Here is a 25,105-nt window from a genome sequence, read left to right as displayed (position 1 = left end):
CCGTCAGACCTCGCGTGCCAGAACCTCTCGTGCCTGCTGCGCGTCGGCCCTGATCTGCGCGACCAGCGCGTCGATGCCCTCGAACTTCAGCTCCGGCCGGATATAAGCGTGGAATTCCACTTCGATGGACCGGCCATAGAGATCGCCGGAAAAATCGAACAGGTGGACTTCCAGCAGCGCCCGGCCATTGTCGAAGGTGGGGCGCCGGCCATAGTTCGCCACGCCATCGAACCGGCCAGCGGGCGTCACGGCACGCACCGCATAGATGCCGAAGGCCAGCTCCAGATCCTGCGGCAAGGCGAGATTGGCGGTGGGAAAACCGATGGTGCGGCCCCGCTTGTCACCGTGGATCACCTCCGCCGTCACCGCGAAGGGGCGCCCCAGCATGTGGGCGGCATGGCCCACCTGCCCCGAAGCCAGCGCCCGGCGCACGGCGGTGGAGGAAATCGCGTCGTTCTCATCGCGCATGGGCTCGACCACGGTCACCGCGAAGCCGTGCCGCTCGCCCGCCTCCTTGAGGAAGGCGGGAGACCCGGCGCGCTGGCGTCCGAAATGGAAATCGAAGCCCACCGCCACGCCGGCGACGCCATAGCGATCCACCAGGACCTCGCGCACGAAGTCCTCGGCTTCCATGGCGGCGAGGGCGGCGTCGAAGTCGAGCACGATGGCGCCCTGAAGGCCGCTTTCGGCGATATGGCGCAGCTTTTCCATCGCCGGCGTCAGGCGGAAGGGGGCCGTGGCGGGGTTGAAGAAGGTGCGCGGGTGTGGCTCGAAGGTGAGCGCCAGCGCCGGCCCTCCCGCCTCAGCCGCCATGGCGCGGGCCGCGGCGAACACCGCCTGATGGCCGCGATGCACGCCGTCGAAATTGCCGATGGCGATGACGGGCCGCGCCAGCGTCGGCGGCAGGGGCTCGGGGCCGCGGACCAGCACGAAATCGGGGGGAAGGGACACGGTCATCGGCGGGCGCAAGCCTTGCCTTGGTGTTCGGCGGGATGCCCGGAACCTCGATGGCACCGGGACAGGATATTCGGCCTTCGAGATCGGTCAAACCGCGGGCAAATTCAAGGAACCGAATGTCGCCCGGTCGCCGCTACCAGGCGAGACGGGGCATGACGCCGCGCGGATGGGCGTGGCCGGTGAAGAGGTCGGCGAGGGATTCGGTGTCGGGAACGGCGCCGTCGATGGACTTCAGCTCCTGCGCATGGATGCCGCCGGAGATGAACAGGCTGTCGAAACCCGCATCGTTGGCGCCGGCGATGTCGGTGCGCAGCGCATCGCCGATGCCGAGCACGCGGGAACGCTCCACCGCCTCGCCGCGGATCACCTCGGCGCGGGCGAAGGCGGTGTCGTAGATGGGCCGGTAGGGCTTGCCGCACCAAAAGGCCTTGCCGCCGATCTGCTCATAGGCCTGAGCGATGGCGCCGGCGCAGAAGATCAGCTTGTCGCCGCGCTCCACCACGAGGTCGGGATTGGCGCAGATGAACGGCAGCTCCCGGGCCTTCATGGCGGCGAGGGCGTCGGCATAATCCTCCGGGGTCTCCACGTCGTCGTCGAGGAGGCCGGTGCAGACCACAAGGTCCGCTTCTTCAAGGCCGCTGAGGGTGAGGTCCAGCCCGTCGAACGTGCCCACGTCCCGCGCGGGGCCGAGGTGGTAGACGCGGGCACCCGGCCGCGCCTCCAGCATGTCGCGCGTCACGTCGCCGGAGGTGACGATGGCGTCATAGGCGGTGCGCGGCACGCCGAGGCCGTCCAGCATGCCCATGATGAAGCGGTTGGGACGCGGCGCGTTGGAGACCAGCACCACCGTGGCGCCGCCCGCCCGCACCTTCGTCAGCGCCTCGCAGGCGGCGGGAAAGGCGGCGACGCCGTTGTGCAGCACGCCCCAGACGTCGCAGAGGATCAGGTCGTAGTCCCCCGCGAATGCGGAGAGGCCTTCCACCAGCGGCGGGGCGTGCAGGGGCGTACGGGTGCCGGTCTCGGCCATCGATCTCTCCATTGTGCGGCGCACAAATGCCACGGAAGACCTTGAATCACAAGGCCGGCCGCCGGTTCCGGGCGGATTTCGGGGCGGCGGACGAAGCCGGGGCGGGGGTCAGGGATGCCCCTTGCCGGGATGGCCCCCGGGGTGACCGCCGGGATGTCCGCCCATGCCATGGGGGTGTCCGCCGCCGTGGGGGTTGCCATGGGGGGTGCCGTGCGGATGGCCACTGCCCTTGGGCGGCTCCTTCTGGGCGACCGGCGTGGTGGACCGGGTGCGGGCCTCGATGCCCGGCAGCGCCTGCACCAGCGTGCGGAAGGCGTCGCCGCGCACCTCGAAATTGGGATACTGGTCGAAGCTGGCGCAGGCCGGCGAGAGCAGCACCACCGCATCCGCGCGCCCGGCGGCTTCGGCGTCCCGTGCGGCGGCTTCCACCGCCTTGTCGAGGGTGCCGACGATCTCGTGCGGCACCTTGTCCGCCAGCATCGCGGCGAATTCCTGCGCCGCCTCGCCGATGAGATAGGCCTTGGCGATATGGTCGAAGAAGGGGGCGAGTGGCGCGATGCCGCCGGCCTTGGGCTTGCCGCCGGCAATCCAGAAGATGTCGGTGAAGCTCGTCAGCGCCCGCTCGGCGGCATCCGCATTGGTCGCCTTGGAATCGTTGACGAACAGCACCTTGCCCTTGTTGCCCACCTCTTCCATGCGGTGGGCAAGGCCGGGGAAGCGCTTCATGGCCACCGCGATGACCTCCGGCGCGACGCCGAGCGCGCGGCACGCGGCATAGGCGGCGGCGGCATTCTGCGCATTGTGCGCCCCGCGCAGCGAGCCGATGCCGCCCAGCGGCAGGCGGAACACCTCGGCGCCGCCTTCGGACACCACGAGCGTCTCGCCTTCGCGCCAGATGCCGTCGGGCAGGGGACGCCTGACCGAGATGCGCACCACATGCTTGCCGGCGCGCTCCGCCCGGTCGGCCATGGCGGCGGAGAAATCGTCGTCCACGCCGACCACGGCGGTGCCGGTCTGCTCGACGCCGGTGACGAGGCGTTCCTTCACCGCGGCGTAGTTCTCGATGGTGCCGTGTCGGTCGAGATGGTCCGGGGTGATGTTGAGCATCACGCCCACGGAGGGGTCGAGGCCGGGGGCAAGGTCGATCTGGTAGGAGGAGCACTCCACCACATGCACCCGGCCGGGCTTCGGCGGGGCGAGGGAGAGGATGGCGGTGCCGATATTGCCGCCCATCTGCACGTCGCGGCCGGCGACGCGCAGGATGTGGGTGATGAGCGCCGTGGTGGTGGACTTGCCGTTGGTGCCGGTGATGGCGACGAACGGCGAGCGGCGCGCAATCGCCTGCCGCTCGCGGCAAAACAGCTCGATGTCGCCGATGATCTCGACGCCCGCCGCCTGCGCCAGCTTCACCGACCAGTGCGGCTCGGGGTGGGTCAGCGGCACGCCCGGGGCGAGCACGAGTGCCTGGACGATGGTCCAGTCGATGTCGTGGAGATCCTGGACGAGGATGCCGGCCTCTCCGGCCTTGCGGCGCGAGGCCTCTGAATCGTCATAGGCGACGACGGTGGCGCCGCCGGCCTTGAGCGCCTCTGCGGTGGCAAGGCCCGAGCCACCCAGCCCGAAAAGGGCGACGGTTGCATCCTTGAAGACGGTGACGGGGATCATGGCGGTAAAATCGTCCGTTGCGGCAATGCAGTCCGGGTTTCCGTCTAGAGCATGATGCGAAAAAGTGCGAACCCCTTTCGCAGGCAGATTTCCCGATGAGGTCGCCTTAAGGGAAATCCCCTGCTTGCCTGATCCGACATTCATATTATTGAATGTAGGGGACGGGGGCGCCGGGGCCTGCCGCGCCGGATTTGCCCCGCCGATGTCTCCGCTGCACTTGCAGGCTGGAATTGGGAGAACGAGATGGTTGCGAACGTGGGTGGATTTGATCGCGTGCTGCGCTTCGTCGCCGGGGTCGTGCTGATCCTGGTGCCGTTCGTGGCGCCCTCCGTGCCGGCGCTGGGCGGACTCGGCAACTGGGCCTGGCTGATCGGCGCCGTGGGCGTGGTGATGCTGCTCACCGCCGCCTTCCGCTTCTGCCCGGCCTATCCGCTGCTGGGCATCAATACGTGCGGGCGGTGACGTCTTTCGGCGTCATGTCGTGAAAAAGGCCCGCGGATCGCTCCAGCGGGCCTTCTTTTAGTGTGAGATGGAAGCCCTCACCGCAGCTTGAGCGTCGCGAGGCCCGCCAGCGCCAGCACGACCGCGACGATCCAGAAGCGGATCACCACCTGCGGCTCGGTCCAGCCGAGCTGCTCGAAATGGTGGTGGATGGGCGCCATCTTGAACACCCGCTTGCCGGTGAGCTTGAACGAGGCCACCTGCACGATCACCGAGACCGCCTCCAGAACGAACAGGCCGCCGACTACCGCGAGCACGATCTCGTGCTTGGTGGCCACCGCGACCGTGCCGAGCAGGCCGCCCAGCGCCAGCGAGCCGGTGTCGCCCATGAAGACCTGGGCGGGCGGGGCGTTGAACCAGAGGAAGCCGAGGCCGGCCCCCATCACCGCGCCGCAGACCACCGCCAGCTCGCCGACGCCGGCGACGTAGTGGATCTGCAGGTAATCGGCGAAGCGCACGTTGCCGGAGAGATAGGCGATGAGGCCGAAGGTGCCGGCCGCGATCATCACCGGCACGATGGCGAGGCCGTCGAGACCATCGGTGAGGTTCACCGCATTGCCGGCCGCGACGATGACGAACATGCCGAAGATGGCGAAGAAGACGCCGAGATTGAGCAGCAGATCCTTGAAGAAGGGGAAAGCCACGGAGGTGGAGAGGCCCGACTTGCCCATGGTCATGATGACCACCACGGCGACGCCGGAGATCACCGCCTCGATGGCGAGGCGCGCCTTGCCGGACAGGCCATTGTGGGTCTGCTTGGTGACTTTGAGATAATCGTCATAAAAGCCGATCATGCCGAAGCCGAGCATCACCAGCAGCACCACCCAGACGTAGAAGTTGAAGAGATTCGCCCATAGCAGCGTCGCCACTGTGATGCCGGCGAGGATCATCAGCCCGCCCATGGTGGGCGTGCCCTTCTTGGTGAGCAGGTGCGATTGCGGCCCGTCGGTGCGGATGGGCTGGCCCTTGCCCTGCTTCAGCCGCAGCATGGAGATCATGGCCGGGCCGAACAGGAACACGAACAGCAGCGCCGTGATCACGGCGCCGCCGGTGCGGAAGGTGATGTAGCGGAAGACGTTAAAGGCTGTGAAGGACTGGTGGAGTTCGGTAAGCCACTGGAGCATCTGAATTCTATCCTTCGAGCAGCGCATCCTCGGCGGCGCGGAAGCGCTCGGCGAGGCTCTTGACCAGCGGTCCCATGCGGCTGCCGTTGGAACCCTTGACCATCAACGTGTCACCGCCCCGGATGGCGGACGCCACCATGGGCTCGAGGTGGGAGGCGTGGATCGCATAACCGCCCCGCCGCTCGGAAGGCAGGGCCTGCCAGAGCGCGTGCATCTGCGGCCCGCAGCAGAAGACCTGATCGATCTTGGCCGTGCGGATCGCCTCGGCCAGCTCGGCGTGATGGGCCTCGCCGTCGGGGCCGAGCTCCAGCATGTCGCCGAGCACCGCGATGCGGCGGCCGCGCGGACCCACCGGGGTGCGGCTGAGGACGTCGAGGGCGGCGCGCATGGAGGCGGGATTGGCGTTGTAGCTCTCGTCCAGCAGCGTCGCCTGTCCGCCCTTCACTTGCAGGCGCAGGGCGACGCCGCGGCCGGGAGGCGCCTTCATGCGGGAGAGGGCGAGGCCGACCAGCGCGAGATCGGCGCCGACGAGCTTCGCCGCGGCGAGCACCGCCAGCATGTTCTGCACGATGTGGCGGCCGGGCATGCCCACCTTGAAGGTCACCGGCGTGCCCATCACGTCCGCCACCCCCACCGAGCAGTAGGATTGCAGCGCCGCCTCCTTCAGCCGCACGTCGGCCCCGGCGGTCTCGCCGAAGGTGATGATGCGGTCGATGCCCAGCGCCTCGGCGGCGGCCTTGAGCCGGGGGAAGAGGGGATTGTCGAGGTTCAGCACCACGGCGCCGCCCGGCTCCAGCCCCTGGAAGATCTCCGCCTTGGCGTCGGCGATCTCCTCGATCCCGGAGAACTGGGCGATGTGAACCGGCTCCACGGTGGTGATGATGGCGACCTGCGGGCGCACCAGCTTCACCAGGGGCGTGATTTCGCCGGGATGGTTCATCCCGATCTCGAACACGCCGTAACGCGCCTCGCGCGGCAGCCGGGCGAGGGAGAGGGGCACGCCCCAGTGATTGTTGTAGGAGGCGGCCGAGGCGTGGGTCTCGCCATCGGCGCCAAGCGCGATGCGCAGCGCCTCCTTGGTGGTGGTCTTGCCCACCGATCCTGTCACCGCGACGATGCCGGCCAGGGAGCGCGCACGGCTGGCGCGCGCAAGGTCGGTCAGGGCGGCGAGCACGTCGTCCACCACCAGGAGGGGGGCGTCGGTGGGGAATTGGTCCAGCTTTTCGCGCGCCACCACGCACGCCGAGGCGCCGGCCTCCAGCGCCTTGCTTACATAAGCGTGGCCGTCGCTGTTCTCGCCGGCGATGGCGAAGAAGGTGTCGCCGGGCGCGAGCGAGCGGCTGTCGATGGAGATGCCGGTGGCATCGCGCGGCGTGCCGCGGACCTCCGCCCCCATGGCCGCCGCCATTTCCGCGACGGTGTGGAGAACCCGGCCTTCCGTTTCGCCCATACCCGTGCCCGAATTCATGCCGCCACCTCCTTGAGGGCGGCGAGGACTTCCGCCGCATCCGAGAATGGATATGTCCGGTCGCCGATGATTTGGCCGGTTTCGTGACCCTTGCCGGCAACGAGCAGCGCATCCCCGCTTTCGATGAGGCCGACCCCGGCGCGGATGGCTTCCGCGCGGTCGCCGATCTCGCGCACATTGCCGATGCCGGCGCCGCGCGCACCTTCCAGTACCTCTGCGCGAATCGCCGCCGGATCCTCGCTGCGCGGGTTGTCGTCGGTGACGATCACCGTGTCCGCCTTCATCGCGGCGATGGCACCCATGATGGGCCGCTTGCCCCGGTCGCGGTCGCCGCCACAGCCGACCACCACCACGAGCCGGCCGGGGATGGCCGCGCGCAGGGTATCGAGGACGGTGGCCAAAGCCTCGGGCTTGTGGGCGTAGTCCACGAACACCGGCCGGCGCGGGTCGTCGCCGATGCGCTCCAGCCGGCCCGGAACACCCTTGAGGTGGGCGAGGGCGGCGAATGCCTCGGCGCGGTCGGCACCGCAGGCGATGGCAAGGCCGGCGGCCAGCAGGGCATTGTCCAGCTGGAAGCGCCCGACCAGCGGCACCACCGCGCTGGTCCCGTCCGCGAACATCACCTTCTGCCCCGCTGGTGAACCCGTCGCGGCGGCGACGTCGATGCCATCCGCCCGTCCCTCGCCGATGGGCAGGAGCCTGAGGCCGCGCGTGTGCGCCCAGGCCAGCGCGGTCGCGGCGAAGGGGGCGGAGGTAACGGTCACGGCGGCGGCGTCCAGCGGCATCACCTCGGTGAAGAGGCGAAGCTTGGCGCGGAAGTAGGCGTCCATCGTCGGGTGATAGTCGAGATGGTCGCGGCCGAGATTGGTGAAGCCGCCGGCGGAGAGGCGCACGCCGTCGAGCCGCTTCTGGTCGAGGCCGTGGGAGGAGGCCTCGAGCGCCATGTGGGTGACGCCCTCTCCCGCGAGCGCATCGAGGGTGGCGTGCAGTTCCACCGGGTCGGGCGTGGTGAGGCTGGCATAGGTGGCGCCGTCCGGCTTCACCAGCCCGATGGTGCCGAGATACGCCGCGCGATGGCCGAGCCGCTCCCAGATCTGCCGCAGGAAGAAGGCGACGGAGGTCTTGCCTGCGGTCCCCGTTATGGCGGCGATGGTCTGCGGCTGGCGCGGATAGACGCGCGCGGCGGCGAGCGAGAGGGAGCGCCGGGCGTCCAGCGTGAAGGCGAGGGCGACCTGCGGCGGCAGGATGGGGGCCGGGGCGGTCGGCTCCATCAGGACGGCGGCGGCGCCGCGCGCGATGGCGTCGGCGATGAAGCGCGTGCCGTCCGCATGGGTGCCGGGAATGGCGACGAACAGGTCGCCGGGCGTGATGCGGCGGCTGTCGGAGGACAGGCCGGTGATCGGCTCCTCGGCGCCGTCGGGCGTCAGGATGCGGGCGTGGCCGTCGAGGAGCTGTCCGAGGGAATGTGTGGTCATCGGACCCCTTTTTGGCATTCGCCCGCCCCGGTTGTCACCCCGCGCGGGCTGTCGCTGCGGTGGCGGTAACGTGCTCCCGCAGCGGTGACATCAATTGCGGTCGGCGACCTTGAGCGGCATGCGCAGCAGCTGCTCCGCATTTGGCAGGTTCTGGCGCGGCGCGATGTTGAGCATGGGGGCGATGCGCTCAACGATCTTGCCGGCGGTGGGCGCAGCGTTCCAGCCCGAGGTGGCGAAGCCGTACGTCTCGGAGGTCGCCTTCGGTTCGTCGAACATCACGAGGACGAGGTAGCGCGGCTTGTCCATCGGGAAGACGGCGGTGAACGAGGTGAGCAGCTTGTTCTTGGCGTAGCGCCCGTTCACCACCTTCTCGGCGGTGCCCGTCTTGCCGCCAACCAGGAAGCCGGGCACTTCGGCCTTGGTGGCGGTGCCCTTCTCGGCGTTGAGGCGCATGATGTAGCGCATCTTGTCCGAGGTCTCGGGCTTCAGCACGCGCACCGCGACCTTCTGCGCTTCTTCCGGCGTCCGCTTGATGAAGGTCGGCGGGATGAGGAAGCCGCCATTGACCATGGAATTCACCGCCATCACCGCCTGCAGCGGGGCGACGGAGAGGCCGTGGCCGAAGGCGATGGTGGCCGAGTTCAGTTCGCCCCAGCGCTTCGGCACGATGGGCTCGGAGCTTTCCGGAAGCTCTGTCTTGAGCCGGTCGAGCTGGCCCATCTTCTTCAGGAACGCCTTGTGCGCCTCCACCCCGAGGGAGAGCACCATCTTCGCCGTGCCCACGTTGGACGAGACGAGGAAGATCTCCGGCACGGTGAGGACACGATTCTCGGCGTGGTAGTCGTGGATGGCGAACTTGCCGAAATGCAGCGCGCCGCGGGCATCGAAGGTCGAGTTCAGGCCGATCTTGCCCGAATCGAGCGCCATGGCGAAGGACAGCGCCTTGAAGGTGGAGCCCATCTCGTAGACGCCGGTGGTGAGCCGGTTGAGATAGGCGTCGTCCTTGGGGTTGCCGGATGTGTTGGGGTCGAAGTCGGGGATCGACACCAGCGAGATGATCTCGCCGGTGTTCACCTCGGTCACGACGGCCATGGCGTGCAGGGCCTGGAACTTGTTCTTCGCCTTCACCAGTTCGTCGCGCACGGCGTGCTGCACGCGCACGTCCATGGAGAGCTGCACCGGCTCCTGCTGCCGGTCGGTGGCGAAGCCCGCGAGGTGGAGTTCGGCGAGGCCGCGGCTGTCGATCCACTTCTCGATGCCGGAAATGCCCTGATTGTCCACGTTCACCCCGCCCATCACGTGGGAGATGATCGGGCCGTCGGGATAGATGCGGCGGTTTTCCTTCAGGAAGCCGATGCCGGGAAAGCCGAGGCGGTGGATGGCGCGCATCTGCGCCGGCGTGATCTCGCGCTTCAGCCAGGCGAAGCCCTTGCCGGAATTCAGGCGCTTGCGGGCTTCCTCGACATCGAGATCGGGCAGCACCTTGAGCAGGCCTTCCAGCGCCTCGTCGGGATCGATGAGGCGGCGCGGCTCGGCGAACAGGGATGGCGACTTCACGTCGATGGCGACGATGTCGCCGTTGCGGTCGATGATGTCCGGCCGCGCGGAGGCCACGGCATCCGAGCCGCGCCCGCGCCCGCCGCCGCCGTCCGCGGTCATGGCGAGGTGGGAGAGCTGCACCGCGATGGCGACGAACAGGCAGCAGAAGGCGAGCATCACCAGCCGGATGCGGCCCCGCGCCACGGTATCGGGATCTCCACGGTCGAGGCCGAACAGGCCGCGCACCACGTGGCGGACGCCGCGCCAGGCGAGATATCCGAGCCGCACCGTGAACGGCCACAGCACGTTCCAGCTTGCGAGGGCAGCCCGCGCGGAGCCGCGGGCGGTGGCACGGCCAGCGGCCTTGCTGCCGGCACCAAGACGATCGAGCAGCACTGCGCAGGCGGCGTCGGCATCCCGGAGCACGGGGCCGACGGTGGCGACGATGCCGGCCCACAAGCGGGCGAGGCGGGCGGAGATGGAAGACAGATCAGCCATTTCGGACCTCGTCAGCGGAAACCGGCCAGGAATCCGGAGAGCTTTTCGAGGGGATTGGTGGGCTCCGGGGGCGGGGCGGGCGCCGGTGCGGCAGCGGCCGGTGCCGGCTGCATGGGGGGCAGGGGGCGTGCCGCCGGGGGACGGGGCGCGGCGGACGCGCTCGCGGCCGGCTTCGACACCGGCGCATTGGCCGGGCGCAGCGCCGAGGTCGCCGGCACGGTGGCGCCGCCCGAGCTGGTGGGTGCGGTGGTCGAGGCCGACGGCTTGGAGCCGGCCGAGGAGGTGACGAGGGGGGCGTCCACCAGCGCCTCGATCATGCCGCCGATGCCATCGCCGCCGGAGGCGGGCTTGGCGGGCAGGTCGTCGAGGCTGGAAATCGAATCGACATCGAGCCGCTTCATGTCGAGATGCCGCTCGGCGAGGCCCTGGATGTAGATGGGCGAGGTGCGGCGCGCCCATTCCGCGCGCATCAGCGCGATGGAATCGCGCTCCTTGCGAATCTGGGTGCGCAGGGTGGCGAGCCGCTCGGCCTCGGCGGTGGACGAGACCTTGAGCTGGTAGACCACCGCGGCGGTCACCAGAAGCGCGACGATCATCACGGCATTGGCGACCCGAAACATCTCGACTAGCGTCTCCGCCCGTGGCGTTGCGGTGATGGGGGCGGAAGCAGCCCCATCAAGTCACCGCCCGGATGCGCCGGGGCGTCCGTGCGCTCGGCCGCGCGAAGTTTCGCGGACCTTGAGCGCGGGTTGCCTGCCACTTCGTCGGGACCGGGCTCTACGGCTCCTTTCGCCACGAGGCGGAAGGAGGGCTCCGGCCCTTCCGCTTGCGGCTGGTGGCGCGAGGCGGACGGTGCCTTAGCCCGGTGTGACAGAAAAGTCTTAACGATCCTGTCCTCGAGGGAATGGAAGGTGACGACCACGAGGCGTCCCCCCGGCCGGAGCGCCCGTTCGGCGGCGGCAAGCGCCTCCACCAGCTCCGACAATTCCTCGTTCACGGCGATGCGCAGTGCCTGGAAGGTGCGGGTGGCGGGATGCATCTCGCCGGGCTTCGCCCACACCACGCGCGACACGATCTCGGCCAGCTGCGCCGTGCGGGTGATGGGCGCTTCTTCCCGCGCCTTCACGATGGCCTTGGCGATGGCGCGCGAATGCCGCTCCTCGCCGAAGGTCCAGATGATGTGGGCGAGGCGGACGTCGTCCAGCGTGGCGCAGAGGTCGGCCGCGGAGAGCCCGTCGCCGCCCATGCGCATGTCGAGCGGCCCGTCGCGGCGGAAGGAGAAGCCGCGATCCGCCTCGTCCAGCTGCATGGAGGAGACGCCGATGTCGAGCACCACCCCGTCGAGGGGCATGAAATCCTGCTCGGCCGCGATCTCGTCGAGCCGGGAGAAGCGGTCATGGACGAGGAGGAGGCGCTGGCCGCTGGCTTCGACCAGCGTCTGTCCGGCGGCGATGGCCGTGGGGTCGCGGTCGATGGCGAGCACCCGGCAGTCCGCCGCGCCGAGGATGGCGGAGGTGTAACCTCCCGCGCCGAAGGTGCCGTCCACATAATGGCCGGCGTCCTTCGGCGCGAGGTGCGCGAGAACCTCGCGAAGCATCACCGGCAGATGACGGGCCGGTCCGCCAGCGGCGTCGGCGGGGCCGACCCCGTGGCCCGTCGTCATGTCCGTTCGCTCCGCGTGTTCTCCGCTCGGGAGCCGATGGCCTGGCGCAACTCGCGCACCCGTCGGGTGGCCTCCGCGAGATGTGCCTTCAGCCGCTCCGGTTCCCAGATCCGGAACTTGTGTCCTAGCCCGACGAACGCCACCTGGTCGGTGATCGCCGCATGGGCCTTCAACGTCTCCGTCAGCACCACCCGGCCCTCCGGATCGATGCGCAGCGTCTCGCTGGTGCCGTAGAGGGCGGCGGCCAGCTCCTCGCGCGCCTCGGAATAGGGCGGGTAGCTGTCGATCAGCGTGTCGATCTCGCCGACCAGACGGTTGCCGCCGGCATCCAGCGCCGGTTCCGCAAGGCTCGGATGGCAATAGAGGCCGTCCGCGCCGTCCTTGGTCAGCACCATGCGGTAGGGCGCGGGGATGGAGACCCGGCCCTTGGCGTCGAGGCGCATCGTGTAGGTGGACACGAAGCGGTCCATGGCGCCCGGGTGCCCTCGTGTTGCAACGGGCGCCGTTCAAGGCGGCCCGCGTGACGGCAGAAGCCGTCCATCCTGTTCATGGGTGCTTATGGGTTATCATGGGCTGACATGGGCCGTCAACGAAACGGCATGGGCGGAGCTGTCCCGAAACGGGACGTCGACCCGGGGCAAACCGGAACATCGCGCGAACGAATCGCGCGCGAATCGGATCGGGCCCGGTCTTCCCCTTCCGTTCCGTCTGCTTGCTGCCGTCGCCTTGCCGCCGCCCCCTTCCCCGTGGCCATATGCGCCACCGGCCGCAGGGGGCCGGCTGAGGGGCGTCCCATGATCGAGATCGGTCCCAACCTGTTCGTGCTGGTGCTGCTGGTGCTGGCCGTGGCGGTGGTCTTCTCCGGCGTGAAGACGGTGCCGCAGGGCTACCAGTACACGGTGGAGCGCTTCCGCCGGTACACCAAGACGCTGATGCCCGGCCTCAACCTCATCGTCCCGTTCATCGACCGCATCGGCAACCGCGTGAACGTGATGGAGCAGGTGATCGACGTTCCGAGCCAGGAGGTCATCACCAAGGATAATGCCACCGTGACGGTGGACGGCGTGGTGTTCTTCCAGGTCTTCGACGCCGCCCGCGCCAGCTACGAGGTCGCTCGGCTCGACGCGGCCATCCTCGCGCTGACCATGACCAACATCCGCACCGTCATGGGCTCCATGGACCTCGACCAGCTCTTGTCCCACCGCGACGAGATCAACGTGCGCCTGCTGACGGTGGTGGATGCGGCCTGCTCGCCCTGGGGCATCAAGATGACGCGCATCGAGATCAAGGACATCGTGCCGCCCGCCGACCTCGTGAACGCCATGGGCCGCCAGATGAAGGCCGAACGCGAGAAGCGCGCCGTGATCCTCGAGGCCGAGGGCCTGCGCCAGTCGGAAATCCTCAAGGCGGAGGGCCAGAAGCAGGGCCAGATCCTGCAGGCCGAAGGCCGCCGCGAGGCCGCCTTCCGCGACGCCGAGGCGCGCGAGCGGCTCGCTCAGGCGGACGCCAAGGCCACCGAGATGCTGTCCGTCGCGGTGGCGAACGGCGATCCGGCGGCGCTCAACTATTACATCGCCGAGAAGTACGTGAAGGCGTTCGAGACTATGGGTGCTGCGCCGAACCAGAAGGTGGTGCTGATGCCCTATGAGGGCACGGCGCTGCTCTCGTCCCTGGCCGGCATCGGCGAGATCGCCAAGGGCGCGTTCGGGACGGAGGGCGCGCCCGCGCCCCGTTCACCCGGCCGGCGTCCCACCGGCCCCGCGACCATGCAGCCGCGAGAGGGCTGAGCCCATGCCCCTTCTCTCCCATCTCGGTCCCTGGGCGTGGTTCGTCCTCGGCGGTGTGTTGCTGGTGGCGGAGATCGCGGCGCCGGGGGCCTTCCTTCTGTGGCTCGGGCTCGCGGCGTTGGTCACCGGCGCCATCGCCTACACGGTGGCGCTCGCGTGGCAGGTGGAAGTGCTGGTGTTCGCGGCGCTGGCGGTGGTGGCGGTGCTGGTTGGCCGCCGCGTTACCCCGGCCCCGGGCAAGGCCTCCGACCGGCCGTTCCTGAACCGCCGCCCGGAAGGCTTCGTGGGCCGGGTCTTCACGCTCGATGCGCCGATCCTCGGCGGGGTCGGGCGGGTGCGCATCGACGACACGGTGTGGCGCGTGGAAGGCCCGGATGTCGCCGCCGGCCGCGACGTGCGCGTCACCGGTGCCGATGGCGCGACACTGAAGGTTGAACCGGTCGAGGGCTGACGCCTCCGACCCTGCCTCAGTTCAGCCCGCGCAGCAGGCGCTCCAAATAATCGAGCTCGATCTGCGGACGCTCCGGCTGCTCCAGCCGGCGCCGCAGCTCTTCCAGCACGCGACGGGCGCGCTGGGCGTCCACCTCGTCCGGCACCTTCACGGTGAAATCGTCGCCATAGTCCTGGCTGCGCAGGGGGCGGCCGAGGGGATCGGTGCGCTGGGCGCTTTCCTCGCCCGGGCCACCGGGGCCCTGCCCCTCCTGCTGGCCGCGCTGCGCCTCGGCCATGGCCTGGGCACCCTGCCGGAGCGACTGGAGGGCGCGGCCCTCGGCGTCGAGCGCGCCCTGGCCCTCGCCGCGGCCGAGGGCTTCCTCCGCCTCGCGCATGGCCTGCTCCGCCCGGCCCATGGCCTCGCCGGCCCGGCCCATGGCGTCGCCTTCCCCGCCTTCGCCGTTCTGGCCCTGTTGACCTTGGCCCTGTCCCTGCTGGCCTTCCTGCATGCGGCGCATCTGGTCGAGCATGCGGCCGAGGCGCTTGCGCAGCTCCTGCTGGCCTTGCTGCAAGTCCGAGAAGCCGTTCTCGCCGGGCTGCTGTCCCTGACCCTGCTGGCCTTGCTGACCCTGGCCCTGCTGCCCCTGCTGGCCGCGTTGCCCTTGCTGACCCTGTTGGCCCTGCTGGCCTTCCCGGTTCTGGCGCCAGGTGCGGTCGCGCAGGCGTTGCTGCTCCTGGATCATCTTGCCGATTTCGCTCTGCTGCTGCTGGCCCTGTTGCTGGCGGCCGGCCTGACGGCTGCCGGGGCGCATGTTCTCCATCATGGCCTGGAGCTGGTCGAGCAGCTCGCGGGCCGCGTCCTTGTTGCCGGAGCGGGCGAGATTCTCGATGCGGTCCAGCATCTTCTGCAGGTCCTGCGGACGGACGATGCGGGTGTTGGGATCGAGCGGGCGGGCGTCGGTGCCGCTGTCGCGGCGCGCTTGCTCCGCCAGCTGGCGCATCATCTTTTCCATGGCCGCGCGCAAATCCTGCGTGAGGCGCTTGATCTCCTCGTCGCTGGCGCCCCGCTCCAGCGCCTCGCGCAGCGCTTCCTGGGCGGCCCGCAGCTCGCGCTCGGCATCGGAGAGGGTGCCGTCTTCGATCAGCACCGCCACTTCCCAGAGATAATCCACCAGCGCCCTGAGATCGTCGTCGTTGCGGGCATTCTTGGCGCGCGCCAGCGCGGTGCGCAGGCCGAGATATTCGCTCGCGCTCGGGGCGAACTGGGCGGGGGCGATGGTGAGGCCTTCCAGCACCGTGACCAGCCGGCGGCGGTTGCTGGCGTCGAAGGTGAGGCGGCGGCGCTCGTCGATGAGCGCCTTGGCGAGAGGCTTCGAGAAGGCGCGCGCGGGCAGCCGCACCACCTTGGTGTCGCTGACGCCCTCGTTGCCCGCCTCGTCGCGGGCCTTGAGCTGGACCTCCACGCGGGCGCCGGCCCACGGATGGGCGACGAGATCCTTGGTGGTCTGCGCCGCGCCGGTGCGCCCGCCGGCGGGCAGGGTCAGCTTGAAGTCGGGCGGCGGGATCAGCGGCTGCGCCATCTTGCGCGGCGATGCGCCGGGGCGAGGGAAGAGCGGCTGCTCGGGCGGCAGGGGCGTGAACAGCGCATCGGCTTCCTTCACCCCGTAATCGTCCTCCATCCGGTAGGACAGCACCAGCGCGTTGCGCTGGCCGGTCTGCGGATCCTTGGCGAAGCTGATGGTGGGCTTCTGGTCCGCCAGCACCTTGAAATGCCATGCAAGGCGGCGCTGGTCGGGGCCGAGGAAGGTGACGTCGGAATCCTCGCGGATCACGTAGCGCTTTTCGCCGGTCGTCGTCGGCGCATCGGCCTCCGGCTTCGCCTCGGCGATGCCGCCGTCGAGCTTGATGGCGGCGGTGTCGATGCCGGAGCCGCGCACCACCAACGTGCTGCCCACCGGAACCTGCAAAGCGGCGGCGTTGAGGGAGGTGGGATCGTCCGAGCGCAGGCCCGGCAGCACCACGGGCGGCCGGCCGGTATAAGCGGGGGGATCGATCCAGGCATCGAGCCGGTAGGGCGGGGGCGGGACGATGGTCTTCCAGTCGAAGGCCGCGCCGATGCGGGAGAGATGTTGCCCGGGCGCCATGAAGATGGTGGCCGCCAGCGCCAGCACCGCCAGCGCACGAACGGCGCGCGGATCGAGCCGCGCGAGACCCGGTGAAGGCGTGCCGGCCTTCAGCGAACGGGCGGCCGCGAGGGCGCGGGCAAGGTGCGCGCGCCACAAGGCGGCGCCGACCGGATCGTCCGGGCGGGTGGCGAGGCTGTCGGAAATGGCGGTGGCGGGACGGTGGGCGAGGGCGCTCCGAGCATCGAGGCGCGCCACCGCCTCTTCCCGGCTCGGCCAGCGCAAGGCGAGCAGCGGGCGGGCGGCGAGCAGGATGGCGAGCGCGAACAGCACGACGCCGAGGATCCGCGCCCACACCGGTGCCGACACCCACACGCCGGCGAAGGAAACGGCAAGGAACAGGGCCAGCGGAACGCCGACGCGGGCGAACGCGGGCCACGCCCGTTCCCAGAACACGGCGTAGCGGGCGCGGCCGATGGCGCGCTCAAGCAGGTCACGCGCGGTCTCTTCCGGCGTGCGGTCCTGGGGCCTGCGCGGGAGCTTTCCGTCGCGAGATGCGCTCACACCCTCTCCCTTTCCTGCCCTTCGTCAGCCAGCTTAACACGCAGCAAGTTCCGGGCCAGATTGCCCTAGCGGAACCCGCTTCACAAATGGGTCAGGCCTTGCTCTCAGGCGTCCCGAGCTTGGCGAAGGCGACCTGATCGGCGGCGGCGCCCACGGCAACCGGATCGAGGCCGAGGAGGGAAAGCGTCTCGCACATATGCGGCGGCAAAGGGGCGCTCACATCCACCGGCGGCGCGCCCGCCTTGAGGGGCACGACGACGCGGCGGGAGTGCAGATGCAGCTTCGGTCCGCCCGGGAGGCGCGAGGCGCCGCCATAGATGGCATCGCCGAGGATGGGCGTGCCGAGATGGGAGAGGTGCGCGCGCAACTGGTGGGTGCGCCCCGTCACCGGCGATAGCGCGATGACCGCGAGGTCGCCCGTCCGGTGCAGCACCTGGAAATCGGTGATCGCCTCCTGTGCGCCCGGCGATCCCTTGGGCACCGCCTGCATCCACCAGCCGCGATGCGGCGACCGCTTGGCCAGCGGCTGGTCGATCCGCCCCGCCTCCGCCGCCGGGGCGCCAAGGGTGACGGCCACATAGGTCTTCCCCACGGCGCCGCTGGCGAAGAGTTTCCCAAGCTGCGCCAGCGCCTTGCCGTGGCGGCCGAGCACGAGGCAGCCGGAGGTGTCCTTGTCCAGCCGGTGCGCCAGCTCCGGCGCGCGGGGCAGGCCGAAGCGCAAAGCATCGAGATGATCGGCCAGCGTCTCCCCGCCCTTCGGCCCGGCATGGACCGGCAGACCATAGGGCTTGTCGATGATGAGCATCAGCCCGTCGCGGTGGAGGAGGGGGAGATCCCGCCCGGTGTCAGGGGCGGGTTTCGATGCCGTGGGCGCGGAGGGCGTCATGATGAAGGTCGGCGGAGCCTTGCGAGAAGCAGCAGAAAACCACGCGGGTCACGCTGCCGGGGCCTCCAAGATGGGCGAGGACGGCGCCGACCGCCAGTGGGGCGGCGCGCTCGGGCGGAAATCCATAGATGCCCGTGGAGATGGCGGGAAAGGCAATGGAGGTGAGGCCGGCTTCGTCGGCGAGCCGAAGGCTTTCCCTGTAGCAGGAGACGAGCAGCGCATCCTCGCCCGCGCCGCCGCCGCGCCAGACGGGGCCGACGGTGTGGATGACATGGCGGGCCGGCAGCCGGAAGCCAGGGGTGAGGCGCGCCTCGCCGGTGGGACAGCCGCCCAGCGTCCGGCAATGGGCGACGAGCTCCGGCCCGGCGGCCCGGTGGATGGCGCCATCGACGCCGCCGCCCCCGAGCAGGGAGGCGTTGGCGGCGTTCACGATGGCGTCAGTGGCAAGGCGGGTGATGTCGGCGACGATCACCACGCAATCCGTGGCGCCACGCGGCCCCGCGGGGTCAAGGACGGGTGTCTCGTTCATGGCTGGCGATCCTGCGGCAGTCTCACAATCCACATAATCGGCGGCGTAGCCATAAGGGTCGGAAAACAAGAAGGAGATCCGCCCCATGGCCCATCCCCGCAAGACGGAACGCCGCCTTCTCACGGATTCGGAACTGGAGCTGGTGGAGAAGTCCCGCCAGCCTGTGGTGACCGCGCTCGGCGACGGCGAGGTGAATGACCTCGTGGCCCAATTGCGCGAGCGCCGGGACCGCGCCCTCACCATCGCCAACAACCAGCGGCGGGCCCTGCGCGGCAAGGGTGGACGCGGCGAGGTGACGTTCGAGAAGGCCGATTCCGGCAACCGCCAGAAGGCCTCCGTGCTCACCGATGCGCTCACCCGCGCCCGCCGCGAGCAGACGCGCCGCCGCACCCAGGCGGCCCGGGCCGAGCTGGTGGAGAATGCGCACAAGGCATTGGAGTTGAAGCGCGATTCCAAGCGCGCCAAGCGCCCGGCGAACCTGCCGCGCCCCAATACCGGCATGACGGTCAAGGAGCGCACGCGGCTGCAGCGCATCGGCTCCGCTTCCGGCGAGGCTGGCCGCGTGACCAAGTTCGTGGCGGTGGCGCAGGCCAAGAAGGACTCGCGCGGCTGACGATGGCTTCGGCAGGCCCGCTCCGGCGGGCCTGTCTCAATCCGCCAGTTCCAGCCTGAGATCCAGCGTCGAGCGGCGGCCGAGGTCGTCGAAATGCTCGGACAGGAAGCTCTCCGCCGCCGCCCGGCCGAGGTCGCGCAGGTGCTGGAGGAAAGACCATTCCGCATTGAGCTTGGAGGTGGCGTCGAGCGCCGCCAGCTGGTGCTCGCCGCCGATGCGGTGCAGCCGCACCCGTCGGAAGGGCGAGCCGCCGAGTGTCCAGCGGCTGATGAGCCCCTGCTCGATCAGCTTGGCCGCATTGTCGATGGCGCGCAGCTGGGCGAGCAGCGAGGCGTTGAAGGTGATCTCGTTGATGCGGTTCTGGATTTCGCTGGCGGTGCGGGGCGTCGTGTCGCGCACCACCGGATTGATCTGGACCAGCAGGATGTCGTCGGCGTCCGCCATCTCGTAAAGCGGGAAGAGCGGCGGGTTGCCCATGTAGCCGCCGTCCCAATAGGGCACGCCGTCGATCTCCACCGCCTGGAACAGGAAGGGCAGGCAGGCGGAGGCCATCACCGCGTCCGCCGTCATCTCCTCATGCCCGAAGATGCGGGCGCGGCCGGTATGGACGTTGGTGGCGGAGATGAACACCTTCACCTGCGCCTGGCGGATGGCCTCGAAGTCCACATGGGCCTCGAGAATCTCGCGCAGCGGATTGATGTTGAGCGGATTGAAGTCGTACGGCGACAGGAAACGCGAGGCCACCTCGAAGGCGAGATAGACCGGGTTCTTGGCCAGCGACCAGTTGCCCATGAGCCGGTCGAAGGCCGAGCGCTGGATGGGCGACATGCGCCCGTCCCGGGACACGTCCTTCCAGAACTGCGCGAGGGCGTGGCGCGCCTCCTCCGGGTCGCCCTTGGCGAGGCCGGCGGCGAGCACCACCGCGTTCATGGCGCCTGCGCTGGTTCCGGTGATGCCGGCGATGGCGATGCGCTCGTCCTGCAGCAGACGATCCAGCACACCCCAGGTGAAGGCGCCGTGGGCGCCTCCCCCCTGGAGCGCGAGGCTGATCGGCTTCACGCCGTCGCGTCGCGTCATGGCCGGAGCCCCGGCGTCACTCCGCCACCCAGCCGCCGTCGATCTGCTGCATGGAGCCGGTGATCGAGCGGGCGTTGTCGGAGGCGAGGAACACGGCCAGCGCCGCCACTTCCTCCACCGTCACGAACTCCTTGGTGGGCTGGGCGGCGAGAAGCACGTTCTTCTTCACCTCTTCCTCGGTCATGCCGCGCGCCTTGGCGGTGTCCGGGATCTGCTTCTCCACGAGGGGCGTCCAGACGTAGCCGGGGCAGATGGCGTTCACGGTGATGCCGAAGGTCGCGGTCTCGAGTGCGGCGGTCTTGGTGAGGCCGGCGATGCCGTGCTTGGCCGAGACGTAGGCCGACTTGAAGGGCGAGGCGACCAGCGCGTGGGCCGACGCGGTGTTGATGATGCGGCCCCATTTGCGCGCCTTCATGCCGGGAATGGCTGCGCGCATGGCGAAGAAGGCCGCCGACAGGTTGATGGCGATGATGGTGTTCCAGGTGTCGATCGGGAATTCCTCGATCGGCGCCACGTGCTGGATGCCGGCATTGTTCACGAGGATGTCGCAGGCGCCGAGCTCGGTCTCGGCGAGCTTCACCATGTCCGCGATCTCGTCCGCCTTCAGCATGTTGGCCGGCGAATAGAGCGCCTTCACGCCGAACTCGCTCTCGATGGCGGACCGCTCCTTCTCGATGGCGGCGGCGTCGCCGAGGCCGTTGATGACGACGTTCACACCTTCCTTGGCGAAGGCCCGGGCATAGGCGAGCCCGATTCCGCTGGTGGACCCGGTGACGACGGCGACCTTCCCCTTGAGCATGGCTATTCCCCGAAAAGGCGGCACGGCCCCTGCGGAGCCGGCGGCACGGTGTAGCGGAACGGTGTGACGCTGGCGTCACGCGCAGGCGTCCCCGAGGGCGCCTGCCGGCGGCAGATTGCAACGCCGTCCGGTGCGGTGCAATGCGGCTGCCCGGTCTTCCCCTTCCCTTCGCGCGCCGGACCCGTGGCGAAACCGGGTGACATCCACTAGATTTGCAGGGTGACCCGCACCGACGCCCATACCAAGGACCACGACCACGGCCAATGCGTGGCAGGCGCCATGTCGCGCGTGGAGGAATGCTGCGCGCGCAAGGGCCTGCGCATGACGCCGCTGCGCCGCAACGTCATGAAGGCGCTGGCGGAGAGCCACGTTCCGCTCGGTGCCTACGAGATCGTGCAGAAGCTCTCCGATGCGGGTGATCCGGCTCCGCCCATGTCCGTTTACCGCGTGCTCGATTTCCTGGTGGCGGAGGGGCTCGCCCACCGGATCGAAAGCCGCAACGCCTACCTCGTCTGCGCCCATACCCACGATGATACCGACGTGGTGGTCTTCCTCATCTGCGAGCGCTGCGGCCTGACGCGGGAGGTGGGCTCCCATGCCATCGGCCGCGATCTCGCCTGGGCGGCGCGGGCCGCAGGGTTTGAGCCGCGCCAGCGGGTGCTGGAAGTGGCAGGCACCTGCGCCCATTGCCGCGAGGCGGCATCCGCTGCCCCTGCGCCCGTGACCAAGGGCGCGGCCAAGGAAACCGCTGGCGGTTGATTCTTTCCCGCCCCCGGCCTACTCGAAACCCGGCCGCATCGACGTCCGTAATGCGGTCCACGCCTGCCCCGGCGCCGTACACCTGCGGATCGCCCGTCGTTCGAGGACCAGACCCATGACCAGCGCCGAAACCCTCACCAGCGCCGCGCCCGTGGTTCCCGTCGAGCTGCTCGAGGCCGGGCCTGCCCGCCGGCACGCCACGGTGGGCGTTCCTGTCGGCCGGGTGATGGTCGGCGGCGGCGCGCCGGTGGTGGTCCAGTCCATGACCAACACCGATACGGCCGACATCGCCGGCACCGTGCGTCAGGTCGCGGCGCTCGCCCGCGCCGGTTCCGAGATCGTGCGCATCACGGTGGATCGCGACGAGGCGGCGGCCGCCGTGCCGCACATCTATGAGAAGCTGCTGGCGCAGGGCATCGACGTGCCCCTCGTGGGCGATTTCCATTATATCGGCCACAAGCTCCTGGCCGATCATCCGGCCTGCGCGGAAGCTCTGGCCAAATACCGCATCAATCCCGGCAATGTGGGCTTCGGCGACAAGAAGGACCGGCAGTTCGCCGCCATCGTCGAAACCGCCATCAGGCATGACAAGCCGGTGCGCATCGGCGCCAACTGGGGGTCGCTGGACGGCGAATTGCTGACCCGGCTGATGGACGAGAATGCCCGCCTGCCCCGGCCCGCCGAAGCGCGGGCGGTGACGCGCGAGGCGCTGGTGCGTTCGGCGCTGCTCTCGGCGGCGCTGGCGGAAGAGATCGGCCTCGGCCGCAACCGCATCATCCTCTCCGCCAAGGTGTCGGCTGTGCAGGACCTGATCGCGGTTTATTCCGAGCTGGCGCGCCGCTCGGACTATGCGCTCCATCTCGGTCTCACCGAGGCGGGCATGGGATCGAAGGGCATCGTCGCCTCCACGGCGGCCATGGGCGTGGTGCTCCAGCAGGGCATTGGCGACACCATCCGCGTGTCGCTGACCCCCGAGCCCAATGGCGACCGCACCCGTGAGGTGCAGGTGGCGCAGGAAATCCTGCAGACCATGGGCCTGCGCACCTTCGTGCCGCTGGTGGCCGCCTGCCCCGGCTGCGGCCGCACCACCTCCACGGTCTTCCAGGAGCTGGCCCAGTCGGTGCAGGACATGATCCGCACCCGGATGCCGGTCTGGAAGGCGCAATATCCCGGCGTCGAGACGCTGAATGTGGCGGTCATGGGCTGCATCGTGAACGGGCCGGGCGAATCCAAGCATGCCGATATCGGCATCTCGCTGCCCGGCACCGGCGAGACGCCCTCCGCCCCCGTCTTCATCGACGGCAAGAAGGTCGCGACCCTGCGCGGCGCCAACATCCAGGAAGAGTTCCGCCAGATGGTGGAGGCCTATGTGGAGAAGCGCTTCGGCATCGGCGGCGGGGCCGACGTGGCCAAGAGCGGCACCCCGGCAGACGCGGCGGAGTGACCCTGCTCCGCTACCGCGGCGTTACAAAAATTTCATGCGGGGAGCCCTTCCCCGGCCATGCTCGTCTGCTCATATCCCAGCCATCCACTCACCGGAGGCGGAAATGACCCCCGAGGAACGTGCCCTGATCGACGGCCTGTTCGATCGCATGCGCAGTGTTGCCAGCCAGCCGCGCGATGCGGAGGCCGAGGCGCTGATCGCGCGCCGCGTCGCCGAGGCACCCCACGCCACCTATGCCCTCGCCCAGAGCGTTCTGGTGCAGGAGCATGCCCTGCAGCAGGCCTATGGCCGCGTGCAGGATCTGGAGGCCCAGCTCGCCGATGCCGAGGCCCGCGCGGCCGAAGTGCAGCAGCGTTCGTCCGGCTCGTCCGGCGGCTTCCTGGGCGGCCTGTTCGGTGGCGGGCGCTCCTCCGTTCCATCCGCTGGCGCGCGGGAGGGTGGTCAGTATTCGGGCCAGCCTTATTCGGGCCAGCCTTCTTCGGGCCAGCCCTGGGGCCAGTCTGCGACCCAGCAGCAACCGGGTCAGCCCATGGGCCTGCCGTCCGGCTACGGCCAGCAGGCGGGCTATGGACAGCAGGGTTACGCCCAGCAGGGCGGGTATCCGCAGCAGGGCTACCCCCAGCAGGGTGGTTACGGCCAACAGGGCGGACCGTGGGCCCAGCAGGCCGCGCCCCAGCCGCAGCGCAGCGGCGGCGGCTTCCTGCAGGGTGCGCTCGCCACAGCGGCGGGTGTCGCCGGCGGCGCGCTGCTCTATGACGGCATCAAGAACATGATGACCGGCGGTGGCGGTGCGGTGGCTCACGCGGCGGCGGCCGATCTCGGCAAGCCCGAAACCCCCGGCACCGGCAATCTCGGCCAGGACGCCCAGGCGGCTTTGGGCGGGCAGAACGCCGGCACCGACAATTTCTGGAACGGCTCGAGCCAACAAGAAGCGGGCTATGAGGAAGCCGGGCCCGAAGACACCGGCTATGACGATGCCGGTGACGAAGCCGGCTGGGATGACGGCGGCGGCGACGACAGCAGCTGGACCTGACATCCCCACAGGATCGATGTGTGAACGAACGGCGGCGCCCTGCGCCGCCGTTTTCGTTTGCCGGCAGGCTTTCCCCCAAGCTTGCCCATGGACTTGCCGCTCGTGATGGGGCTATCCGGTTTGATGTGCGGGGCGCGGCCCTCCGGCCCGCCGCCGCACCACGAAAATGGGTGGAACCACAAGGACCCCGGCATGACGCCCTTCGGACGCCGGGTGCGCGACCTGCGCGCCCAACGCGGCGTGACCCTCACCGAGATGGCGCGGGCCATCGGCGTGACGCCCACCTATCTGTCCGCTTTGGAGACGGGCAAGCGCGGCAAGCCCACCTGGGCGCTCACCCAGCGCATCATCGCCTATTTCAACGTGATCTGGGACGAGGCGGAGGATCTCCAGCGCCTCGCCGAGCTGTCGCAGCCGCGGGTGGTGGTGGATACCGCCGATCTGTCGCCGCAGGCCACCGAGCTGGCCAATCTGCTCGCCCGCGAGATCGGCCACCTGCCGCAGGAAGCGGTGGCCGAGCTGCTGGGGCGCCTCAAGATTCTCCGGCGCCGTGGCTGAGAGGGCGGCGTCCCGCTCTCACGGCTTGAGGCAGACCGCCACCACCTGCTTCACCGGATGAAGGCATTCCACCTCGGTCTTGTCGCCGCGGGCCGAGAAGACGGCGATGTGCTGCATGCCGCGGTCCACGTTCACGCAATAGCCGCCGATGACGCTCTCGCCGGTCTCGCAGGAGGCGAGGCAGCCGGCCTCGGGACATGCCGAAGCGCGGAGCGTGATGTTGGCCGAGCCCGCGGCACCGGCGGCACCGGTCGGGCCGATCGGACCTTGCGCGCCCTGCGGACCGGCCGGACCTGCGGGGCCAGCCGGACCAGGCGCCCCGGCCGGGCCGGCTGGACCGGCAACGCCGGCGGGCCCCTGCGCGCCCGCAGCTCCAGCGGGGCCGGCCGGGCCCGGCTTGCCCTCGAAGCAGGCGGCGAGGCTGAGGGCCAGCGCGAGACCCACCACGGCTTTCACCATTCTCATGTGTACCCCCCATGGACCTTCTGATTGGGTGTTCCATGGTGGCGTCTTACCTTGCGGTACGCAAGGGATGAGAGCGTCGGCGGGACGGTCAAAAATTGATCCGGCTCAGGGGTTTGCGA

Annotated in this window: 24 protein-coding genes; 8 read left to right on the top strand and 16 right to left on the bottom strand. The window is 69.6% G+C overall.

Annotated features, from left to right (window positions below; all coding sequences use genetic code 11):
* Positions 1-3 precede the first annotated feature (3 nt).
* The 3 genes from FHT36_RS15850 to murD all read right to left on the bottom strand — a co-directional run bounded on the left by FHT36_RS15850 (position 4) and on the right by murD (position 3,649).
* On the bottom strand, positions 4-957 hold the full coding sequence (locus tag FHT36_RS15850; protein WP_169123451.1) for a bifunctional riboflavin kinase/FAD synthetase: 954 nt from the start codon (positions 955-957) through the stop codon (positions 4-6).
* 133 nt (positions 958-1,090) lie between these two features.
* Entirely contained in the window at positions 1,091-1,984 is an 894-nt protein-coding gene (locus FHT36_RS15845) for a TIGR01459 family HAD-type hydrolase (protein WP_169123450.1), read from the bottom strand.
* A 108-nt stretch (positions 1,985-2,092) separates the two neighbouring features.
* The gene (gene murD, locus FHT36_RS15840; RefSeq protein WP_169123449.1) at positions 2,093-3,649 is read right to left on the bottom strand and encodes a UDP-N-acetylmuramoyl-L-alanine--D-glutamate ligase; all 1,557 of its coding nucleotides are present in this window, start codon (positions 3,647-3,649) and stop codon (positions 2,093-2,095) included.
* 243 nt (positions 3,650-3,892) lie between these two features.
* On the opposite strand from murD, the gene FHT36_RS15835 reads away from it, so the two are divergent.
* Positions 3,893-4,111, top strand: a complete 219-nt coding sequence (locus tag FHT36_RS15835) for a DUF2892 domain-containing protein (RefSeq protein ID WP_169123448.1) — start codon at positions 3,893-3,895, stop codon at positions 4,109-4,111.
* 77 nt (positions 4,112-4,188) lie between these two features.
* On the opposite strand, the gene mraY is transcribed toward FHT36_RS15835, so the two are convergent.
* The 7 genes from mraY to FHT36_RS15800 form a co-directional block, all read right to left on the bottom strand.
* A complete protein-coding gene (gene mraY, locus FHT36_RS15830; protein ID WP_169123447.1) occupies positions 4,189-5,274 on the bottom strand; it encodes a phospho-N-acetylmuramoyl-pentapeptide-transferase in 1,086 nt (361 codons plus the stop codon).
* Between the two features lie 7 nt (positions 5,275-5,281).
* On the bottom strand, positions 5,282-6,742 hold the full coding sequence (locus FHT36_RS15825) for a UDP-N-acetylmuramoylalanyl-D-glutamyl-2,6-diaminopimelate--D-alanyl-D-alanine ligase (RefSeq protein ID WP_407077080.1): 1,461 nt from the start codon (positions 6,740-6,742) through the stop codon (positions 5,282-5,284).
* Positions 6,739-8,217, bottom strand: coding sequence for a UDP-N-acetylmuramoyl-L-alanyl-D-glutamate--2,6-diaminopimelate ligase (locus FHT36_RS15820; protein ID WP_169123446.1), 1,479 nt, complete (start codon positions 8,215-8,217; stop codon positions 6,739-6,741). The genes FHT36_RS15825 and FHT36_RS15820 overlap by 4 nt, the downstream gene beginning before the upstream one ends.
* Positions 8,218-8,307: 90 nt before the next feature.
* Positions 8,308-10,254, bottom strand: a complete 1,947-nt coding sequence (locus FHT36_RS15815; protein WP_246702258.1) for a penicillin-binding protein 2 — start codon at positions 10,252-10,254, stop codon at positions 8,308-8,310.
* A gap of 11 nt (positions 10,255-10,265) precedes the next feature.
* The gene (locus FHT36_RS15810; RefSeq protein WP_169123445.1) at positions 10,266-10,874 is read right to left on the bottom strand and encodes a hypothetical protein; all 609 of its coding nucleotides are present in this window, start codon (positions 10,872-10,874) and stop codon (positions 10,266-10,268) included.
* Between the two features lie 5 nt (positions 10,875-10,879).
* Entirely contained in the window at positions 10,880-11,917 is a 1,038-nt protein-coding gene (rsmH, locus tag FHT36_RS15805) for a 16S rRNA (cytosine(1402)-N(4))-methyltransferase RsmH (protein ID WP_169123444.1), read from the bottom strand.
* The gene (locus FHT36_RS15800; RefSeq protein ID WP_169123443.1) at positions 11,914-12,387 is read right to left on the bottom strand and encodes a division/cell wall cluster transcriptional repressor MraZ; all 474 of its coding nucleotides are present in this window, start codon (positions 12,385-12,387) and stop codon (positions 11,914-11,916) included. Before FHT36_RS15800 ends, rsmH begins: the two co-directional genes overlap by 4 nt.
* A gap of 324 nt (positions 12,388-12,711) precedes the next feature.
* On the opposite strand from FHT36_RS15800, the gene FHT36_RS15795 reads away from it, so the two are divergent.
* Both FHT36_RS15795 and FHT36_RS15790 read left to right on the top strand, forming a co-directional pair.
* On the top strand, positions 12,712-13,704 hold the full coding sequence (locus tag FHT36_RS15795; RefSeq protein WP_169123442.1) for an SPFH domain-containing protein: 993 nt from the start codon (positions 12,712-12,714) through the stop codon (positions 13,702-13,704).
* A 4-nt stretch (positions 13,705-13,708) separates the two neighbouring features.
* Positions 13,709-14,155 (top strand): NfeD family protein, encoded by a 447-nt coding sequence (locus FHT36_RS15790; RefSeq protein ID WP_169123441.1) that lies wholly within the window; start codon positions 13,709-13,711, stop codon positions 14,153-14,155.
* Between the two features lie 16 nt (positions 14,156-14,171).
* Here the strand turns inward: FHT36_RS15790 and FHT36_RS15785 are convergent, their stop codons facing one another.
* The 3 genes from FHT36_RS15785 to FHT36_RS15775 all read right to left on the bottom strand — a co-directional run bounded on the left by FHT36_RS15785 (position 14,172) and on the right by FHT36_RS15775 (position 18,238).
* Positions 14,172-16,823, bottom strand: coding sequence for a TIGR02302 family protein (locus tag FHT36_RS15785; RefSeq protein WP_169123440.1), 2,652 nt, complete (start codon positions 16,821-16,823; stop codon positions 14,172-14,174).
* Between the two features lie 91 nt (positions 16,824-16,914).
* Entirely contained in the window at positions 16,915-17,709 is a 795-nt protein-coding gene (locus FHT36_RS15780) for an RluA family pseudouridine synthase (RefSeq protein ID WP_169123439.1), read from the bottom strand.
* Entirely contained in the window at positions 17,669-18,238 is a 570-nt protein-coding gene (locus tag FHT36_RS15775; protein WP_169123438.1) for an O-acetyl-ADP-ribose deacetylase, read from the bottom strand. The genes FHT36_RS15780 and FHT36_RS15775 overlap by 41 nt, the downstream gene beginning before the upstream one ends.
* 85 nt (positions 18,239-18,323) lie before the next feature.
* Here FHT36_RS15775 and FHT36_RS15770 point away from each other — a divergent pair, with 85 nt between their 5' ends.
* A complete protein-coding gene (locus FHT36_RS15770; protein ID WP_169123437.1) occupies positions 18,324-18,851 on the top strand; it encodes a hypothetical protein in 528 nt (175 codons plus the stop codon).
* A 36-nt stretch (positions 18,852-18,887) separates the two neighbouring features.
* On the opposite strand, the gene FHT36_RS15765 is transcribed toward FHT36_RS15770, so the two are convergent.
* On the bottom strand, positions 18,888-19,928 hold the full coding sequence (locus FHT36_RS15765) for a patatin-like phospholipase family protein (protein ID WP_169123436.1): 1,041 nt from the start codon (positions 19,926-19,928) through the stop codon (positions 18,888-18,890).
* Positions 19,929-19,944: 16 nt separating this feature from the next.
* Positions 19,945-20,727 (bottom strand): 3-hydroxybutyrate dehydrogenase, encoded by a 783-nt coding sequence (locus tag FHT36_RS15760; protein ID WP_169123435.1) that lies wholly within the window; start codon positions 20,725-20,727, stop codon positions 19,945-19,947.
* Positions 20,728-21,006: 279 nt separating this feature from the next.
* On the opposite strand from FHT36_RS15760, the gene FHT36_RS15755 reads away from it, so the two are divergent.
* From FHT36_RS15755 to FHT36_RS15740, 4 genes are all read left to right on the top strand, one after another.
* Positions 21,007-21,486, top strand: coding sequence for a Fur family transcriptional regulator (locus FHT36_RS15755; RefSeq protein ID WP_169123551.1), 480 nt, complete (start codon positions 21,007-21,009; stop codon positions 21,484-21,486).
* 115 nt (positions 21,487-21,601) lie between these two features.
* Entirely contained in the window at positions 21,602-22,930 is a 1,329-nt protein-coding gene (gene ispG, locus FHT36_RS15750) for a flavodoxin-dependent (E)-4-hydroxy-3-methylbut-2-enyl-diphosphate synthase (RefSeq protein ID WP_246702257.1), read from the top strand.
* Positions 22,931-23,033: 103 nt separating this feature from the next.
* Positions 23,034-23,963 (top strand): DUF2076 domain-containing protein, encoded by a 930-nt coding sequence (locus FHT36_RS15745; protein WP_169123434.1) that lies wholly within the window; start codon positions 23,034-23,036, stop codon positions 23,961-23,963.
* Between the two features lie 192 nt (positions 23,964-24,155).
* Positions 24,156-24,521 carry a helix-turn-helix domain-containing protein gene (locus FHT36_RS15740; protein ID WP_024276561.1) on the top strand — a complete coding sequence of 122 codons (366 nt, stop codon included), beginning with the start codon at positions 24,156-24,158 and terminating at the stop codon, positions 24,519-24,521.
* An 18-nt stretch (positions 24,522-24,539) separates the two neighbouring features.
* Here the strand turns inward: FHT36_RS15740 and FHT36_RS15735 are convergent, their stop codons facing one another.
* Complete coding sequence (locus tag FHT36_RS15735; RefSeq protein ID WP_169123433.1) at positions 24,540-24,986, bottom strand: hypothetical protein; 447 nt, start codon at positions 24,984-24,986, stop codon at positions 24,540-24,542.
* Positions 24,987-25,105: the final 119 nt, after the last annotated feature.

The organism is Xanthobacter sp. SG618, assembly GCF_012932745.1.
GTDB classification, from domain to species: domain Bacteria; phylum Pseudomonadota; class Alphaproteobacteria; order Rhizobiales; family Xanthobacteraceae; genus Xanthobacter; species Xanthobacter flavus.
The sequence above is the reverse complement of the archived record's forward strand: the minus strand, read 5'-3'. Positions and strand labels throughout refer to the sequence as shown.

What these genes read in the sequence shown, in the direction of transcription:
- FHT36_RS15755 (WP_169123551.1), top strand. Translation starts at nt 21,007, where the DNA reads ATGTCGCGCGTGGAGGAATGCTGCGCGCGCAAGGGCCTGCGCATGACG.
- FHT36_RS15760 (WP_169123435.1), bottom strand. Translation starts at nt 20,727, where the DNA reads ATGCTCAAGGGGAAGGTCGCCGTCGTCACCGGGTCCACCAGCGGAATC.
- ispG (WP_246702257.1), top strand. Translation starts at nt 21,602, where the DNA reads ATGACCAGCGCCGAAACCCTCACCAGCGCCGCGCCCGTGGTTCCCGTC.
- FHT36_RS15800 (WP_169123443.1), bottom strand. Translation starts at nt 12,387, where the DNA reads ATGGACCGCTTCGTGTCCACCTACACGATGCGCCTCGACGCCAAGGGC.
- FHT36_RS15745 (WP_169123434.1), top strand. Translation starts at nt 23,034, where the DNA reads ATGACCCCCGAGGAACGTGCCCTGATCGACGGCCTGTTCGATCGCATG.
- FHT36_RS15820 (WP_169123446.1), bottom strand. Translation starts at nt 8,217, where the DNA reads ATGACCACACATTCCCTCGGACAGCTCCTCGACGGCCACGCCCGCATC.
- FHT36_RS15815 (WP_246702258.1), bottom strand. Translation starts at nt 10,254, where the DNA reads ATGGCTGATCTGTCTTCCATCTCCGCCCGCCTCGCCCGCTTGTGGGCC.
- FHT36_RS15825 (WP_407077080.1), bottom strand. Translation starts at nt 6,742, where the DNA reads ATGAATTCGGGCACGGGTATGGGCGAAACGGAAGGCCGGGTTCTCCAC.
- rsmH (WP_169123444.1), bottom strand. Translation starts at nt 11,917, where the DNA reads ATGACGACGGGCCACGGGGTCGGCCCCGCCGACGCCGCTGGCGGACCG.
- FHT36_RS15780 (WP_169123439.1), bottom strand. Translation starts at nt 17,709, where the DNA reads ATGACGCCCTCCGCGCCCACGGCATCGAAACCCGCCCCTGACACCGGG.
- FHT36_RS15790 (WP_169123441.1), top strand. Translation starts at nt 13,709, where the DNA reads ATGCCCCTTCTCTCCCATCTCGGTCCCTGGGCGTGGTTCGTCCTCGGC.
- mraY (WP_169123447.1), bottom strand. Translation starts at nt 5,274, where the DNA reads ATGCTCCAGTGGCTTACCGAACTCCACCAGTCCTTCACAGCCTTTAAC.
- FHT36_RS15850 (WP_169123451.1), bottom strand. Translation starts at nt 957, where the DNA reads ATGACCGTGTCCCTTCCCCCCGATTTCGTGCTGGTCCGCGGCCCCGAG.
- FHT36_RS15810 (WP_169123445.1), bottom strand. Translation starts at nt 10,874, where the DNA reads ATGTTTCGGGTCGCCAATGCCGTGATGATCGTCGCGCTTCTGGTGACC.
- FHT36_RS15845 (WP_169123450.1), bottom strand. Translation starts at nt 1,984, where the DNA reads ATGGCCGAGACCGGCACCCGTACGCCCCTGCACGCCCCGCCGCTGGTG.
- FHT36_RS15795 (WP_169123442.1), top strand. Translation starts at nt 12,712, where the DNA reads ATGATCGAGATCGGTCCCAACCTGTTCGTGCTGGTGCTGCTGGTGCTG.
- FHT36_RS15765 (WP_169123436.1), bottom strand. Translation starts at nt 19,928, where the DNA reads ATGACGCGACGCGACGGCGTGAAGCCGATCAGCCTCGCGCTCCAGGGG.
- FHT36_RS15770 (WP_169123437.1), top strand. Translation starts at nt 18,324, where the DNA reads ATGGCCCATCCCCGCAAGACGGAACGCCGCCTTCTCACGGATTCGGAA.
- FHT36_RS15835 (WP_169123448.1), top strand. Translation starts at nt 3,893, where the DNA reads ATGGTTGCGAACGTGGGTGGATTTGATCGCGTGCTGCGCTTCGTCGCC.
- FHT36_RS15740 (WP_024276561.1), top strand. Translation starts at nt 24,156, where the DNA reads ATGACGCCCTTCGGACGCCGGGTGCGCGACCTGCGCGCCCAACGCGGC.
- FHT36_RS15735 (WP_169123433.1), bottom strand. Translation starts at nt 24,986, where the DNA reads ATGAGAATGGTGAAAGCCGTGGTGGGTCTCGCGCTGGCCCTCAGCCTC.
- murD (WP_169123449.1), bottom strand. Translation starts at nt 3,649, where the DNA reads ATGATCCCCGTCACCGTCTTCAAGGATGCAACCGTCGCCCTTTTCGGG.
- FHT36_RS15775 (WP_169123438.1), bottom strand. Translation starts at nt 18,238, where the DNA reads ATGAACGAGACACCCGTCCTTGACCCCGCGGGGCCGCGTGGCGCCACG.